We start from the raw sequence: 14,240 nt of genomic DNA on the forward strand, positions 1-14,240 counted from the left end.
AGAAGGCTCGAAACGACGTAGGATTGGCACAACGGCCAACCCCGCCTGTCGATTGCAAAATGCTTCCATCGAAACCTGGAATTCTCATCTACGGTAGTGTTCAGCCAGGCCTGATCATGCAGATGTTCGCTCGGTCCCGGCAACTGTGTCGCTCTGCCTGCATGCGCGAAGATCCGCGATGGTGCGATTGTGGGGTCCGGCACGAAGCCGCAGGACAGGCGGAACTCACCGACTCTTGTGGAAATAGACACTCTGTGGTGTAATGAACTTAGGCTCTTCCCCCGTTTTTCGAAGGGTTCCGCTCCTAGTTTTGCCCCGTCTTGATGCGGGGCATCTTTTTTGAGTTGTCGACTGCAATCACATCGAATTGGCCCGTTGGGTGAGAGTTGAACAGGCCATTCTTAACAGCGTGATCCCACGCGGTCTCGAAACAAGAGAGACTGTAGCTTCGCCGCACTCAAAGGCGGTCCGTAGCCGATGCGGAGACGCTTGGCGCCTATCTTATCTGCCATTTGCCGCGCTCGTTTCCCACCGCCGGAATTTATCGTAATCGTCGTGACCCCGCATCCGGCAAATGACAGCGTTAATCGTTCGAGCTTTTTCAGATATGTGTAATCTGACATCACCGGGGCCGCGTGTCATGACGACAATGGGAGCTTATTTTTTGAGCTGTTATCCGCACAGATCAAAATCGGCCGAAATCAAAAGCACGTCATTCATGCTTAAAAACAATCCTCTAGAGCCTATCCTTTAAACTGGCACGCAGTTTGCTTGTTTAAGAATGTCCGGATCAATGGAGATCTGGACGAATAGGCGCGTGATAGGCGCCTACAAAGACACCGACGTCGCAAGGTTGTTGCAGTCCGGAAATCTCTTTCCTCGGATGCAAGCTCCATGCGGCGTTTTTTTGTGCTCAAATTGCCGACGGCAACGCTCCCTCGGGTCACGAGCAACAACAGCAAGGGGAACCCAAATGGCCTATGTTGCACCAACTGACTTCGTCGCAAAAATGATCGACGCCGGCGAATCCAAGGTATTTATGTCAACGCGAGACACCTTGATCCGTGGCTATATGGCCGGGGCAATCCTTGCATTGGCTGCCGTCTTCGCGGTCACCATCAATGTCCAGACAGGACAGCCGTTGGCCGGTGCAGTTCTTTTCCCGGTCGGCTTTTGCCTACTTTATCTGATGGGATTTGACCTCCTGACGGGGGTATTCACGCTTGCGCCGCTTGCACTAATTGACAAGCGGCCTGGCGTCACGGTTGGCGGGGTACTGCGTAACTGGGGACTTGTTTTCCTGGGCAATTTTGCTGGTGCACTGACAGTGGCGGTGATGATGGCTATCGTGTTTACCTTTGGCTTCACCACAGAGCCAAATGCGGTCGGACAGGCGATCGGTCATATCGGAGAAGGCCGTACAGTGGGCTACGCAGCACATGGCGCCGGCGGTATGCTGACGCTGTTCATTCGTGGCGTACTCTGCAACTGGATGGTCTCGACTGGCGTCGTGGCCGCGATGATGTCGACCTCGGTGTCCGGCAAGGTGATCGGGATGTGGATGCCGATCATGCTCTTCTTCTATATGGGATTTGAGCATTCCGTCGTGAACATGTTCCTCTTTCCCTCTGGTCTCATGCTGGGCGGAAACTTCTCCATTCGGGATTACTTCGTTTGGAACGAGATTCCCACAGTGGTCGGAAATCTGGTTGGCGGCATAACGTTTGTTGGCCTGACGCTTTACGCAACACATGCCCGCACGGCCGCAAAGCGTAAGCCACAGGACGAGACGGCGACCCTAGCCGCAGCCGAGTAACCCGGCGGCCGGAAGTCACGTATCATTTCGAACCGCACACCCAAGCGTAGAATAACGAGGCAAGTCATGAACAAAGTCGACGTAGCTGAAATGATTATTGAACGAAAGCGATCCAGCGGCCTGACTTGGGCGCAGATCGCTGAAGCCATCGATCTGTCGGATGTTTTCACCACATCGGCGTGCCTTGGTATGAATTCATTGCCGCGCGACAAGGCAGATCGACTGGTGGAAACACTGGGGCTGCCCCAGGAAGCAGCCATTGTGCTTTCCGAATTTCCGACAAAGATATTCAGTCAGCCAATACCCACCGATCCCTGCATTTATCGGTTTTATGAAATCATCGGTGTTTACGGCGAGACGCTCAAGGCGCTGATTCAGGAAAAGGGTGGCGACGGCATCATGAGTGCCATCGACTTCGAAATGAGCGTTGAGAAAGTTCCCAATCCCAAAGGAGACCGAATCGAAATCAGAATGAGCGGGAAATTTCTCCCCTACAATCGTTGGTAACGTCGAAAACGCCGGCAGGCCCGCGTTATGGGCGCAAAGGACCTCGCAAATGATCTGGACTCTTCAAACTGGACCAGCTTTGGTTAGAGTCTTCCGGTGCGTTTTCCTGGCTGGGAAAGGAACGGAAGACCGTTGCCGTTTCAAATGAGCCGCGAGGGATCAAGCGTTCTTCTCGCAATTTTCTTGGCCCGACCATCGATTTGGTGGTAAGCTTTCCTACCAAATGGCTGAAGAGGGCAATCATGTCTAATGTCTCAAAGGTCAGCATTGCAGTTACAGCACAGCAAGCTGAGCTTCTGCGCGACGCGGTCGAAAGCGGTGCTTATGCCAGCAGCAGCGAAATTGTGCGCGAAGCCATGCGTGACTGGTCCGCGAAATGGGCTAGCCGGAAGAACGATATTCAGCATTTGCGCGAATTGTGGGCGCAAGGTCTAGCCAGCGGCGCACCGAAAGCGGTTGATTTCGACGCAGCCCACGAAAAGGCTCGCCAGAAACTGAACGCCGCTCGTAATCATGGGGGTTAAGCTCGTTTGGTCGCCTCAGGCCGAGGACGACGTTATCAGTATCTATGTCGAGATCGGTCTTCACCAACCACAAGCGGCTGAACGCTATTATAAGCAGTTTAGACAGAAAGTCGGCCTTTTGGCCGCTCAACCGCGGTTAGGGCAGCGTCATCCCGAAATCGCACCCACGGCACGGATGTTGGTGCAAGCGCCGTATGTGATTCTCTATGAGACGATTCCTGACACTGATCAGGAGCCCGTTCACACCATATATATTGTGCGTGTTGTCGATGGCCGGCGCGATTTGCGTAACCTTCTCAAAAGTTAAAGATCGCCTTGGGCACCCGATGTCGCAATTCGTCTTGACTTACCTATGGGTGCAAATACTATGTGCAGACGATTGCGACTGCACGCTTTCCGGGTGATAATTCCTATAGTTTAAAGTGCTTTCACAAGAGCATATGCGAGTGAATTCCGTCAGCATATGCCCTGTTTGACGCCTCGTCTTCGTGCATCCCAATCGGTCGAGTTGCTTAAAGTCTCTTCACTTTATTGGCGAGGGATGCGCAATGAACGATATGACCTTCCACAACAAGCTCGCGGATTTACCCATCAAGCGGCGCAGCTTCCTGCAAGGCACTGTAGGACTTATCGCAGTCACCGTCCTGGGGCCTCCAGAAAGGACAAATGCGAACCAGTCGCGGGGTAATTCGACAGAGATGCAAGCCTCGCCTCCCGGCGTGGCGAATGAGCGGATCGACGGCCGCGCAAAGGTGACCGGTCAAAAGGTCTTTGCTCGAGACTTCAATTCCGCCGATATGGGTTGGGGCCGCGATCAATGGTACGCGCTTTATCTGCCGGCTTTGACAACAGACCACAAGTTCCTGAATGTAGACTTGAGTTACTTGCCGGACGGCTCAAAGCCAAAGCGTGTTATCCTCGGCAATCAGCTAAAATCCGCTGTCAGGGCTGCGCCACTGGCCCGATACCGCGATCTGCAGGTTGAATCTGAGGCTATTGACCAACACGAGAAGGGGGTAGCCGAGCTATTCAGGACGCCACTCGCAGCGTCGGCCACAGCCTTCGCTGCAAAGGGGTCCTCGTCCGTAGAATTCGATATCATCGTTAAGCCCGGCAATGTTCCGAACTTCCTGGGGCAAGCGGTTGCTTTGCTCCTCTTCGACAGGCGTGAGGCTTATCGGGCGGCAAAGCGCTTGATGCAATTCAACGATGCCAGTTTTCAGGTTTATGCGTTGGATGATGCTTCTTCGCAGGGCATGGGCGCACCTTGGTCGCCTCAAACGACCTATGTGAAGTATTTCGAACAAGGCGAAACCTTCAGCTATGCTACAGCCGATCCAGCGACATATCAGCAGAACGTCCCATCCTACCGCGCCAAGATCGATCAGTATTTGGCACAGACACCGGACCTGATTCGTCAGCCGTTCACCGTGGATACGCAAGCCATGGATCCGATGTTCATGGAGCCGGAGAGCGGGCTTGCCTATTATGACAGCAAGGCTCAAAGCCTGTCCCTCGTGCTCGGCACGCAGTCGCCGGATGGCGATGTCTCAAGCGCCGCATCCATGTTCAGCGGTGCAGATTCGCCCATCATCGTCAAGGAAGTGATCCTTCACAGCTGCTACCCGGGCGGCGGCTTTGGTGGCCGCGACAGCTCGCCTTTCTCCCAATTGCTGGCTTTGACCGCCGCATTTTCCGATGGAGTTCCCGTCAAGCTTGCCCATGATAGATTCGAGCAATTTCGTTATGGTCTGAAGCGTCCCGGTGCCGCGATCAAAGGTGAGTTGGTTGCCGGATCCGACATGAAATTGCGCCTGGTCGAGGCGACGATGAATTTCAACGGAGGCGGGCTGCGCAACCTGTCTCCCTATGTTGCCAATCTGGCAGCACTCTGCGTAGGCGGGTCTTATGAATTGCCGATGGCGAATGTGTTTGCACAGTCAAAACACACTCAGGATATCACCGGCGGCTCTCAGCGCGGGTTCGGTGGCCCGGAAGCCTTTCTTGCAATCGAAACAGCGCTCGACGATATCGCCGCATCCAAGGGCTGGGACCCGATTGCACTGCGACGCGCCAATATTGCGAGCACAGGAGGTCGAACCATCGTCGGTGGTCCGATCGATCAGGAACTGCGCCTCGGCGAGATACTTGATCGAGCAGAGGCCCATCCACTCTGGGCTGATCGGGAGAAGATCAAGTCCGATTATGCCGCTCGCGGCTTGACTTACGGCACGGGCATAGCGTTGTCGATGCAGGCCTATGGGACCTCCGGCGACGGAATGGTCGCCGCGATCCTGATCAATCCTGACGGCAATTTGACGGTACAGTCCGACGCCGTGGACATGGGAAATGGATCGGCAACGACTTTGGGCGTGGTTATCGGCCCAATTCTCGGTGCCAACGCATCCGCTGTCGACATGGGCGGATATCTTCTGTTCGGTCAAACCGGACTGACCACCAAAGGCAATGGAAGCGATTGGAACAATCCACACTGGACAGCCAAAGGCGTTGGTTCTTCTTCCGCCTGTCTGACGGGTCTCCATCAAGTCCATACTGTACAGCAGACAGCGCTTGCCCTGATGCAGGCTAGTGTCCTACCTGCCGCCGCGGCAATCTGGGGAAGAGAGGATCTTGGTCTTGGCGACGTCAAATGGGATGATGGGCGGCTGACTTTGGTCAAAGGCGGGGCCGGCCCGATCGTGTGGGCGGATCTCGCAAAGCTTATCTACGACAAACGATTGCCCAAAGGGGCGCTCGGTCATGCTTTCATTCAAGGAAGCTGGGTCGAGGCAGATTTTGCAGGGCCAGGCGGAAGCATGCATCTGCAGCTCGACGGTTTGTCCTTCTATCTGCCGAATGTAAAGGATCCGACATTTGTCGGTCGAACCAACACCAAGCCGCCGCCCGCGATCGCACAGCGTTACTCTCGTTATGTCTGGGCACCCTGCGCAAACGTCATTGGCCTAACTGTCGATAAAAGCAGCGGCTCGGTAAAGATCGAGAACGTCCTTTCCATCCTGAATGCCGGCAGGCTGCTCGTGCCGCAGCTTGTTTCCGGACAAAGTCAGGGCGGGATCGCAATGGCAATCGGCTACGCGTTGATGGAAGACATGCCGGATGGCATGGCCGGCCCTGCCGACGGAACCTGGAACCTGAACCGCTATCATGTACCCCGCTGGAGTGATGTGCCGCTGAACACGGCCTACGCACCAGGCAAGCGCGCGCAGGAACTGGTGACACTGCCGGAAAGCGCAGGCGACCGTGGGGCGGGCCGCGGTATTGCCGAGGCAGTAATGTGCTCCGTTGCGCCAGCGATCTCGAACGCACTGCATGACGCATTGGGACGCCGCTATACGTCGCTGCCGATAACACCGGCAAAAATTCTGGAGGGGTTGCGGACATGACGATTTCCTTCAAAGTCAACGGCATCAACCATGAGGTGGATTCTGACCGCGCAAACGATCGATTGATCGACTTTCTGCATGACGATCTCGGTCTATCTGGAACAAAGTTCTGCTGCGGGATAGGCATCTGTCGCGCTTGTACCGTCGCCTCCGTTCGCACGCCCAACGAAACGGCCACGCCTGTCGTCAGCTGTTCAACGGCACTGGCGATGGTCGATGGCACGGAGATCATGACGATCGAAGGCGTCACGCCAAAGGAAGGATTGCTTCCCATTCAGGAGGCATTTCTGCAGGAGTTCTCGTTTCAATGCGGTTACTGCGTTCCCGGTTTCGTAATGGCATCGCAGATATTCCTGGACGGGCTGCGACAATTGGGGAGCCTGCCAAGCGATCTTGACGCGGCAATCGAACAAGCGGTTGGCTCCCACATCTGTCGCTGTACTGGCTATGTTCGGTACTACGATGCCATCCGCAAGACGGCCGAAGCGATGTTTGCGAAGGGAGGATCGCAGAATGGCTAGGTGTCTCTCCACACGCAAATGTCTGTTCCTCTTGTTGCTGTATTCAGCACAACATATAATTGCAGGTCAATCGCAAGCAGAGCAGGTCGACATAGGTGCGACAAGGGAATTATATGGCGCTGAATGCCGCAAACAGGTGGGCGACATCCCCGAATTCTCCTGCAGCGCTGGAGTCCCCGTGCCGGTTACCGTCGATGGGAAAAGCGTGCCAGCGACAAAGAACATGACATGCGACCGACCTGCTTTGCTCCCGAATGGAGCGGATTCGGACGGGCAATGCGTGCCGCACTCCCGCATCCTCTCGCTGTCGACGAGCTCCATGCAGATCGCTGTTATGTGTCGGCAAAAGATCATCCGGCCGGCGGACAAGATGGAGTTCGATGAAATCGATATTGTGGCCCATAACCCCGGAACCGGGGCTACCTGCTGGTTTCAGGCGGAGGGCAAACCCAATCAACCCGTCAGCGGCGAGAAAGTGCCATCGCCGACGTCCCAGGCCTCGAGTGAATTTTGGAACGCACCGGAGGTCACGTTCAAAGACGGCTGTGGAACCTGTCACGACAATGATCCCTTCATGTTCTCGCCGTTTGTTGGCCAGGTCTGGAGCCAAATGCCGGCCATTCCATTCGGCCCATACTATCATGTCGATCTCCATCCACCGCATCGCATCGGTTTCGGGAGTTGGCCAACCCAGGCCCTCAATCCGACTGACAACTCATGCCTTGGCTGTCACCGGATCGGCATTGCGCAAACGTGCCGACAGTTGACGGATGAAATGACCGGACGATTTCCCGAAGGCGCCGATGATTGGGCGCGCCGCTTTCCGGGCTCACATGCAATGCCACCGGATATCGGCATCACGCAGACCAGTTGGAATGCGATCTATAAGTCCTCTGTGGATCAGATCAGATCGTGCTGCCAGAAGCCTGACCAGCCGGCATGTCGTGTGACTACGATTCCAGCCTTCCCTCCGGCGAATTAATTCGTACCCGGCTATCTAGTGCTGAAATAATAAGGCTTGAGCTGTCTTGGAAAATGGATCAACGATGCGACTATCGTCGCCCAGTCTGCAGCCAATAGCCAAGACTGAGGACAATCCCAACGGCACATTCGTCGCGTAGCTCTTGAAAAGAATCGAACTTGCGCATCATCAAGCGTGAGAGCTAAACGATTGAAATACAAAAATTCCGGCAGAATCCCGCAAGGATGTCATTTCATCGTCTCTGCTGGCGTGGGTGCGCTCGTAGGTGCCTGCTGAAATGCCATAGAAGCCGACTTCGGACTTATCGAGATGATCGTGGACGCTCCATACACTTAGAACATAATTGAGCACGTGACCGCGGGACGGCTTGTCAACCAACGCTTCATGCGGTCGCTGGTATCCTGGTGATTGTCTCCCGGATAGGTCAGCGAAACTGCAGCAATTCCATGCCGAGCAAGCAATGTTGCTGTATCGGATCGGTCGCCGTACCAGCCTGCATCTCCGTGTAAACGCCACCAAGAAAGCCGTTAAAACAAGCCTTAACAAGATGGTCATGCAGACATCTGCGGACGGGCTGCAACATGGAGGGCGACGCACTATGCTCCAATTGGACGTTTGACGTTCAAAATACTGTCTAAGAGTCGAGATATCGCATTCAGTATTGCGCGTTGCAGTTGATGCGATAACATGCATCTGGCTATTTTTTGGGGTGAGTACCGGTGTTCCTGCGTCAATCCGTTCTGGCCATCGTGGCATCCGCAACCTTGTTCGGAGCGGCGCATGCAGACATGACGATACAGAGGATACCAATCGAAAACGCTGCTCCCGTTCTTCTACTGAAGGGTGAATTCAGCCAATCCGACGATCCGCAGCAGCTCTCCCGGGAGGTCACAGCAAGCGGCGCCAAAGCCGTCACCTTTGACAGCAACGGCGGCAACATCCTTGCAGCCATGGCCTACGGCAGGATGATCCGGTCGCTTGGCCTAGCGACGTTCCAGCTGCGTGCCAGCCAATGCGCATCCGCCTGCACGCTGGCATTCGTCGGCGGGGTGATCCGCCAAGCAGAGCCGGGCGCTATCGGTGTTCATCAGTCTTCGTTTGCTGCGGGGACCGGGCTCGATGGCCCGACCGCCGTGGCTGCGGTACAGACGATGACCGCACAGATCATGTCATATTTTACGGAGATGGGCGTAGATCCCAAGCTGCTTCAGCTCAGTCTCTCCGTACCCAGCGACGATATGCGGTATCTCACCGCCAGTGAGATGCAAAGCTATGGGGTAACATTCGGCAACCTCAATGATATAGCTGGTCGGTTTGCCACAGCAGGAGCGGTTGTGCCGGCGGTTCCCTCTTCCGCAACGCAGGCACCTCCGGCACAGACAGACGAGCAGAAGGCCCGGACCTTCATATCTGCCTACTATGACGCCTGGTCTCATGGCAATGCCGACGCGGTCGCGTTCATGGAAAAAGCGTATGGCGATACTGTGGATTTCTACGGGAAAGCGACACCCAAAGCTGAGGTGGTCACAGCAAAGCGCGACTTTGCGACACGATGGCCCATCAGGGCCTACAGCGAAAGACCACAGTCTCTGAGGATCAACTGTTCGAATACTTGTAGTATCGAAGGAAATGTCGATTGGTACGCAAAGCGCGCCGGCGATCGCATATCATCGGGAACTGCGGAGTTCTTCTTCGTCTGGGACCAGAAGACGGGTACGATCGTATCGGAGAGCGGCAAGGTTAGCGAGACGGATAAGGGAGCCTCGGCGCCGGTTCGGCTGATATCGCAGTGGCAAGAACAAAACGGAGCATGCCGCGGAGGTAGCGGAGATTCGGCTGAAACCCTGGCAGCCTGTGGCAGGCGCGAGCGCATCACAGCGAAGCTTCAGACTGTCGGCTGGTGCTTCAGTCGGGAAGGCGAGTATGGTTATCAGATGGACTGGCATGATTGCGACGTTCCATCGTCTCAGCAAATAGCTGCAGGCGCCAACGCATCGGCCGTATCGAGTGGTGCGGCGCGGAAAAACCCAGCCGACTTTCCGATCTCAGGTCGATTTGCCGGGAAGACGATGCTGCCAGACTTCAAGGGTCGAGACCGCCAGTTCAATTCCTTCAGAACTCGCATCCGTGATGGCATACGCCAAGGACCCAACTTTGCAGGGCACTACACCCTTATTCAGATCGGTTGCGGAACGGGATGTTCCTTCGTGATCGTCGCCGATAACAAGACTGGCCGCCCCGCGAGTTTTCCACGCGGCGGCGAAGCGAACATGTATCTTGCGTTGGATTATCGTCTCGAAAGCCGCCTGCTTGCGGCTCAATGGTTCAGCTACGATTCCGGTCGCTGCTTCCTTGAGTATTTCGATTTTGATCGAGACGAATGGAAGCCGCTGACGAAGGCCGACATCGGAAATAACGACACCTGTTACAAGACGATCGAAGAAAATCTTCGCTGACCCCGCACGTTGCCGGAGAGGAAAAATGGCTATCTGAGGCTCGAGCCGTGCCCATCCGTATCCCGAGCTCCACGCGGCTGGCTTGCACCGCCAGTCGATGCGGGATCTGCGGGACGGGCACTCTCGACATAGAGACCATAGCTCGTTCCGTAGCCTGCAACGCTCAAGCGCATACCGGGTGCAAGGCCCTGTCTAAAGCTATCGGGGAAGCCGCACAGTTCTCTGAACATCAAGGGCAATCCCTCAAGCTTGATCGGTCGGCGGCAGCCCTTGCTCTCAAAGCCGTCGATTTGCACCACCGTGTAAGGCAGCTCGACATGGCCGCCGGCGAACAGTGGGAAAATCATTGGAACGATGAGAATGGCGATATTCCTACCGGCCGCAAAAGCAAGCAATGCCGCGCCGCAAATGATAATTGGGTAATCGCCCCGAAGCTCCTGATATGTGCGCAGTGCCAGAACATAGACCGCAGCCGATACAAGGCCGATAGCAAGACTCGGTGTACTCATCAGTGCCGCCCACTCCGTCGACGGCAGAAATAATGGAAGGAACACGCCGACGACCATTGGCACCGCGACACCGACCAATAGCCACAGCCAAAGCAATTTGCGCGCGAGCCAAGGAAGCTGCCGTCGTGACGAACGCTGCTCGCCACGTGTTCTCACCGGCCTATTCGCCGCGATAATGCGCCTGGCCTCCGCCGCGGTCATGGCGTGCGGGTAACGCGGTGGCATCTCAATCTTGCCCGACGTAATCCAGCGCTTCATTTGCTTGATCTGGTTATCCGAAGCAGGTTCATGGACCTTGATCCAGGCCGACAACTCCTTGTCGTTGCCGAGCACGCCGTCCGGGATCGCCTGATTTAGGCGCAATGCAATCCATTTGGCACGCTCGACTTTGGTCGAAGAAGGGCGACGCACTGTCATATGTTTGAGCTGGCCTCGTCAGGCTTTTCGATATTGCACGTCGTCATGATCGAATTGTATCCTCCCGACCGAATCTCGTCATGATTGCGTGGTCAGTTTATGGTGAAGGAGCGCCAGCAGTACAATGCCTTCGTCACCAGAACCGCTGATGGCATGCGAATTTGAGAGCGACCGTGGTAGGCCAAGCTTCTGAATAGGTCGGCCCCACACCTTCCGGAATGGTCATAGGTCGTCATCGAGGGGCTCCCAGAGGCATATAAGCCAATCGACAACAACGTTGCGTCAATGGCCGCGGCAGGCATGATAAGAAGAGTTTGCGAAAGTCAGGTCGTCGACTACGGCGAAGGGATAATGGCGCGATAACGATTGGAAGCGTGCCGCCAGCTTTCTGCGCTCGGTGAATGTTGCACTGCGATCAGTGGCGCCAAGCTGCGCGGTGATGTCACATTGTTTGTGGCTTAACGCTTGATGGCTAAGCCGTGTCGATGAGCCCATCCATCGTCAGCTACAAGAACCACCGTTTTCCACCACAGGTCATTGCCCATGCGGTGTGGCTGTATTTCCGTTTCCCGCTGAGCCTGCGCTTGGTGGAGGAAATGCTTCTGGAACGTGGCATTGTCGTATCTTACGAAACCATCCGCCGATGGGCTTGCAAATTCGGTGCGGCATATGCCAGGCAACTGCGCAGAAAGAAGCCGTCCCGAAAGGACATCTGGCATCTGGACGAGGTTGCGATTTCCATTGGTGGTCGGAAATACCGGCTCTGGCGAGCCGTCGACCAGGACGGCTATGTTCTCGATGAAATCGTCCAGTCTCGTCGCGACACGAAGGCCGCCAAGCGTTTGCTAGTCAGGTTGCTGAAGAGGCAAGGCAAGACACCGAAGCGGATCATCACCGACAAGCTGCGCTCTTATGCAGCTGCAAAGCAGGATGTGATGCCGACCGTTGAACATCGGTCGCATAAAGGTCTGAACAATCGCGCGGAAAATTCACATTTGCCACTACGAAAACGGGAGCGGGCGATGCAGGGTTTTCGATCCGCCGGCGGCTTGCAACGATTTATCTCGGTCTTCTCAGCGATCCGAAATCTTTTCGTCCCGCCGCACCAGAAGCACACCGCCCTCGCCACCCACATTCATCGGATCCGCGCGATGGCACAGTGGAAGGCCGTGACTGACACAGTTGCCTGAGTTCAACGGCAAGCCCTTCGCCCGGCTTCAGTCAAACAACGTGACATCACCCGTGCTCGATGGCCCGAGCCTGGAGAGGTTCATGTGTAGAAAAAGCGACGCTGGTTGGCTCTGAGCAAGACCTCCCGGCATGGGTCGCCATGCACAAAGCAGAACCCGATTTGCAGCCGAAGACCAGAAGAGCCTGATGCGCGGTAGAAGTACCTTGGATTGGCACCCTCCGCTGGCATGAAAATCGATGCGAATTGTAGGTCCCGAGGGCGAGTCACCTTATGAGTGGCTTACAGGTTCGGGTGATGCGTTCGGCTTCGGCTTGGCGAAAGTCGGACCAAGAGCGGCGAGGAAGATGCAAAGATGGCCCGATCTCACAACCGGGCTGAGCTTTGGGAGCGACTAGTCGCAAACGGTCTGACGTACCACAACGCGGTGGTGATGACGGTACCCGTAGTGCCTCTCTGTCCAGCACCGCTGGCCATAACGATATCTCGGGCCGTCATAGCCATCGTATGCGTAAGCTGGCGGATAGCGATATCGTGGCAACGGCCGATCATACTCGTAGCGAGGTCCAACCCCGTACTCAAAGTAGACCTGGGAGAATGCCGGCGATGCGGCCAACATAGCTGCGAGCGCCAACGAAGCGATTGCGATTTTTCTCATGTCTTTTTCCATTCCGATTTGCACGCACACCTTTGCAAAGTAGCGTCCTGCGGATATTAATACGTCATGAGCGCTGCTTCTGAACACGGACCAAAGTCCGATCAGATGAAGACTTAGGCCCGATGAGGCGCTGAGGTTCTCTCGCAAACCGGGCACAAAGCGCAAACAACGGTTCCGAATATTCGTTCGCAGACAGCTAACTCGTAAAGACAACTGCGCAAAGCAACAGATTTCACCGGATTTCTTAAGCTGTTTTTTTCTGGCCGATGTTTAGCTCACGCAGCATCAAAAAGGGGCATATCTCGGATATGATTCTACACCAGAGACATCCCTCCGCCACTACTTTCAAAGCCCTGCGGAGGGCCACGCTCGGCACGCTGTGCGCCGTAGTCGGTTCTGTTGGTCTTTTATTTCTATTGAACCTATTGATGCCGGATCGCCCATTTTTGGTCGGATTTGTCGGTGCAGTACTTTTTTCCGCATTTGTGGCCTTTCCGCTGTTTTTTACCTTGCAGCTGAACAACGACGTCGTCCGCAAGATGCAGGAAGACGTCATAGAGGCGACGCGCTACGACAGCGTGACGAAGACCCTGAACGGCACCGCCTTTGCCGCGGCCGTCGATCACTTTATCGACCGGCGCAAGCGTGTCGCCGCCGATGCTGGCGGCATCGTCATCGCCGTCATCGTCGATACGCTCGACGACATCGGCCGCCGCTACGGACCGCAATGGGCCGATATCGTGATGCAGTCGCTTGCCTCGATCGTCCAGTCCTCGGTTCGTCGTGACGATCTCGTGGCGCGGCTGGCGACCAACGAACTTGGCATATTCCTGGCTAGCGCGACGATCGAGGACGCCCGTGACATTGGCACCCGCATCCGCACGCGCCTCTCTGAGGCCACCTTCAGCGCCAACTGCGCGCCGCTTTCCGTCGCAATCCGTCTCGGCGGCATCTCCTTCGACGGCCCGGCCGACTTCAACCAACTCCGCCAACTCGCCGAACAAATGGCCTTCGAGAACGACGACGAGAGCGACGGCATCCCGATCAGCGTGTTGCCAGCCGCATGAGACTGGTGGCTCTGCCACCGCAGCAGCGCGGCAGAGGCTGGAAAGGCGAGACCTGTCCTTGATGCGGCGTCAAAGCCCGCTGGATCTCGGTTGCCCGTCTCGATCCGCTGAGGCTAGTCAGGCCTCGAAGGATGAGACATCTGTGTGTGGCTTCATTCAAAAGCCTTCATGACGGAAATCTCGATTTCAA

Annotated in this window: 11 protein-coding genes; 10 read left to right on the forward strand and 1 reads right to left on the reverse strand. The window is 55.8% G+C overall.

The annotated features are described in order from the left end of the window. Nucleotides 1–973: 973 nt before the first annotated feature. The 8 genes from ACIQJ2_RS32625 to ACIQJ2_RS32660 all read left to right on the forward strand — a co-directional run bounded on the left by ACIQJ2_RS32625 (nucleotide 974) and on the right by ACIQJ2_RS32660 (nucleotide 10,210). The gene (locus ACIQJ2_RS32625) at nucleotides 974–1,816 is read left to right on the forward strand and encodes a formate/nitrite transporter family protein (RefSeq protein WP_400675301.1); all 843 of its coding nucleotides are present in this window, start codon (nucleotides 974–976) and stop codon (nucleotides 1,814–1,816) included. Between the two features lie 66 nt (nucleotides 1,817–1,882). Beyond that, entirely contained in the window at nucleotides 1,883–2,323 is a 441-nt protein-coding gene (cynS, locus tag ACIQJ2_RS32630; protein ID WP_400675298.1) for a cyanase, read from the forward strand. A 242-nt stretch (nucleotides 2,324–2,565) separates the two neighbouring features. Beyond that, nucleotides 2,566–2,847, forward strand: a complete 282-nt coding sequence (locus tag ACIQJ2_RS32635; protein WP_400675295.1) for a type II toxin-antitoxin system ParD family antitoxin — start codon at nucleotides 2,566–2,568, stop codon at nucleotides 2,845–2,847. Then, nucleotides 2,837–3,154, forward strand: a complete 318-nt coding sequence (locus ACIQJ2_RS32640) for a type II toxin-antitoxin system RelE/ParE family toxin (RefSeq protein WP_400675292.1) — start codon at nucleotides 2,837–2,839, stop codon at nucleotides 3,152–3,154. Before ACIQJ2_RS32635 ends, ACIQJ2_RS32640 begins: the two co-directional genes overlap by 11 nt. A gap of 241 nt (nucleotides 3,155–3,395) precedes the next feature. Then, nucleotides 3,396–6,251, forward strand: a complete 2,856-nt coding sequence (locus tag ACIQJ2_RS32645; protein WP_400675290.1) for a xanthine dehydrogenase family protein molybdopterin-binding subunit — start codon at nucleotides 3,396–3,398, stop codon at nucleotides 6,249–6,251. Next, complete coding sequence (locus tag ACIQJ2_RS32650; protein ID WP_400675287.1) at nucleotides 6,248–6,772, forward strand: (2Fe-2S)-binding protein; 525 nt, start codon at nucleotides 6,248–6,250, stop codon at nucleotides 6,770–6,772. Before ACIQJ2_RS32645 ends, ACIQJ2_RS32650 begins: the two co-directional genes overlap by 4 nt. 178 nt (nucleotides 6,773–6,950) lie before the next feature. Beyond that, on the forward strand, nucleotides 6,951–7,754 hold the full coding sequence (locus tag ACIQJ2_RS32655; RefSeq protein ID WP_400675285.1) for a hypothetical protein: 804 nt from the start codon (nucleotides 6,951–6,953) through the stop codon (nucleotides 7,752–7,754). 719 nt (nucleotides 7,755–8,473) lie between these two features. Beyond that, entirely contained in the window at nucleotides 8,474–10,210 is a 1,737-nt protein-coding gene (locus ACIQJ2_RS32660; RefSeq protein ID WP_400675283.1) for a hypothetical protein, read from the forward strand. Between the two features lie 29 nt (nucleotides 10,211–10,239). Here ACIQJ2_RS32660 and ACIQJ2_RS32665 read toward each other — a convergent pair whose 3' ends face one another. After that, a complete protein-coding gene (locus ACIQJ2_RS32665) occupies nucleotides 10,240–11,052 on the reverse strand; it encodes a hypothetical protein (protein ID WP_400675281.1) in 813 nt (270 codons plus the stop codon). 569 nt (nucleotides 11,053–11,621) lie between these two features. On the opposite strand from ACIQJ2_RS32665, the gene ACIQJ2_RS32670 reads away from it, so the two are divergent. Together ACIQJ2_RS32670 and ACIQJ2_RS32675 are read left to right on the forward strand one after the other, a co-directional pair. Beyond that, nucleotides 11,622–12,326, forward strand: coding sequence for an IS6 family transposase (locus tag ACIQJ2_RS32670; RefSeq protein ID WP_400675278.1), 705 nt, complete (start codon nucleotides 11,622–11,624; stop codon nucleotides 12,324–12,326). Nucleotides 12,327–13,411: 1,085 nt separating this feature from the next. Then, nucleotides 13,412–14,050 carry a GGDEF domain-containing protein gene (locus ACIQJ2_RS32675; RefSeq protein WP_400675276.1) on the forward strand — a complete coding sequence of 213 codons (639 nt, stop codon included), beginning with the start codon at nucleotides 13,412–13,414 and terminating at the stop codon, nucleotides 14,048–14,050. Nucleotides 14,051–14,240: the final 190 nt, after the last annotated feature.

The organism is Rhizobium sp. NPDC092011, assembly GCF_044756305.1.
In the GTDB taxonomy this organism is placed as follows: domain Bacteria; phylum Pseudomonadota; class Alphaproteobacteria; order Rhizobiales; family Rhizobiaceae; genus Rhizobium.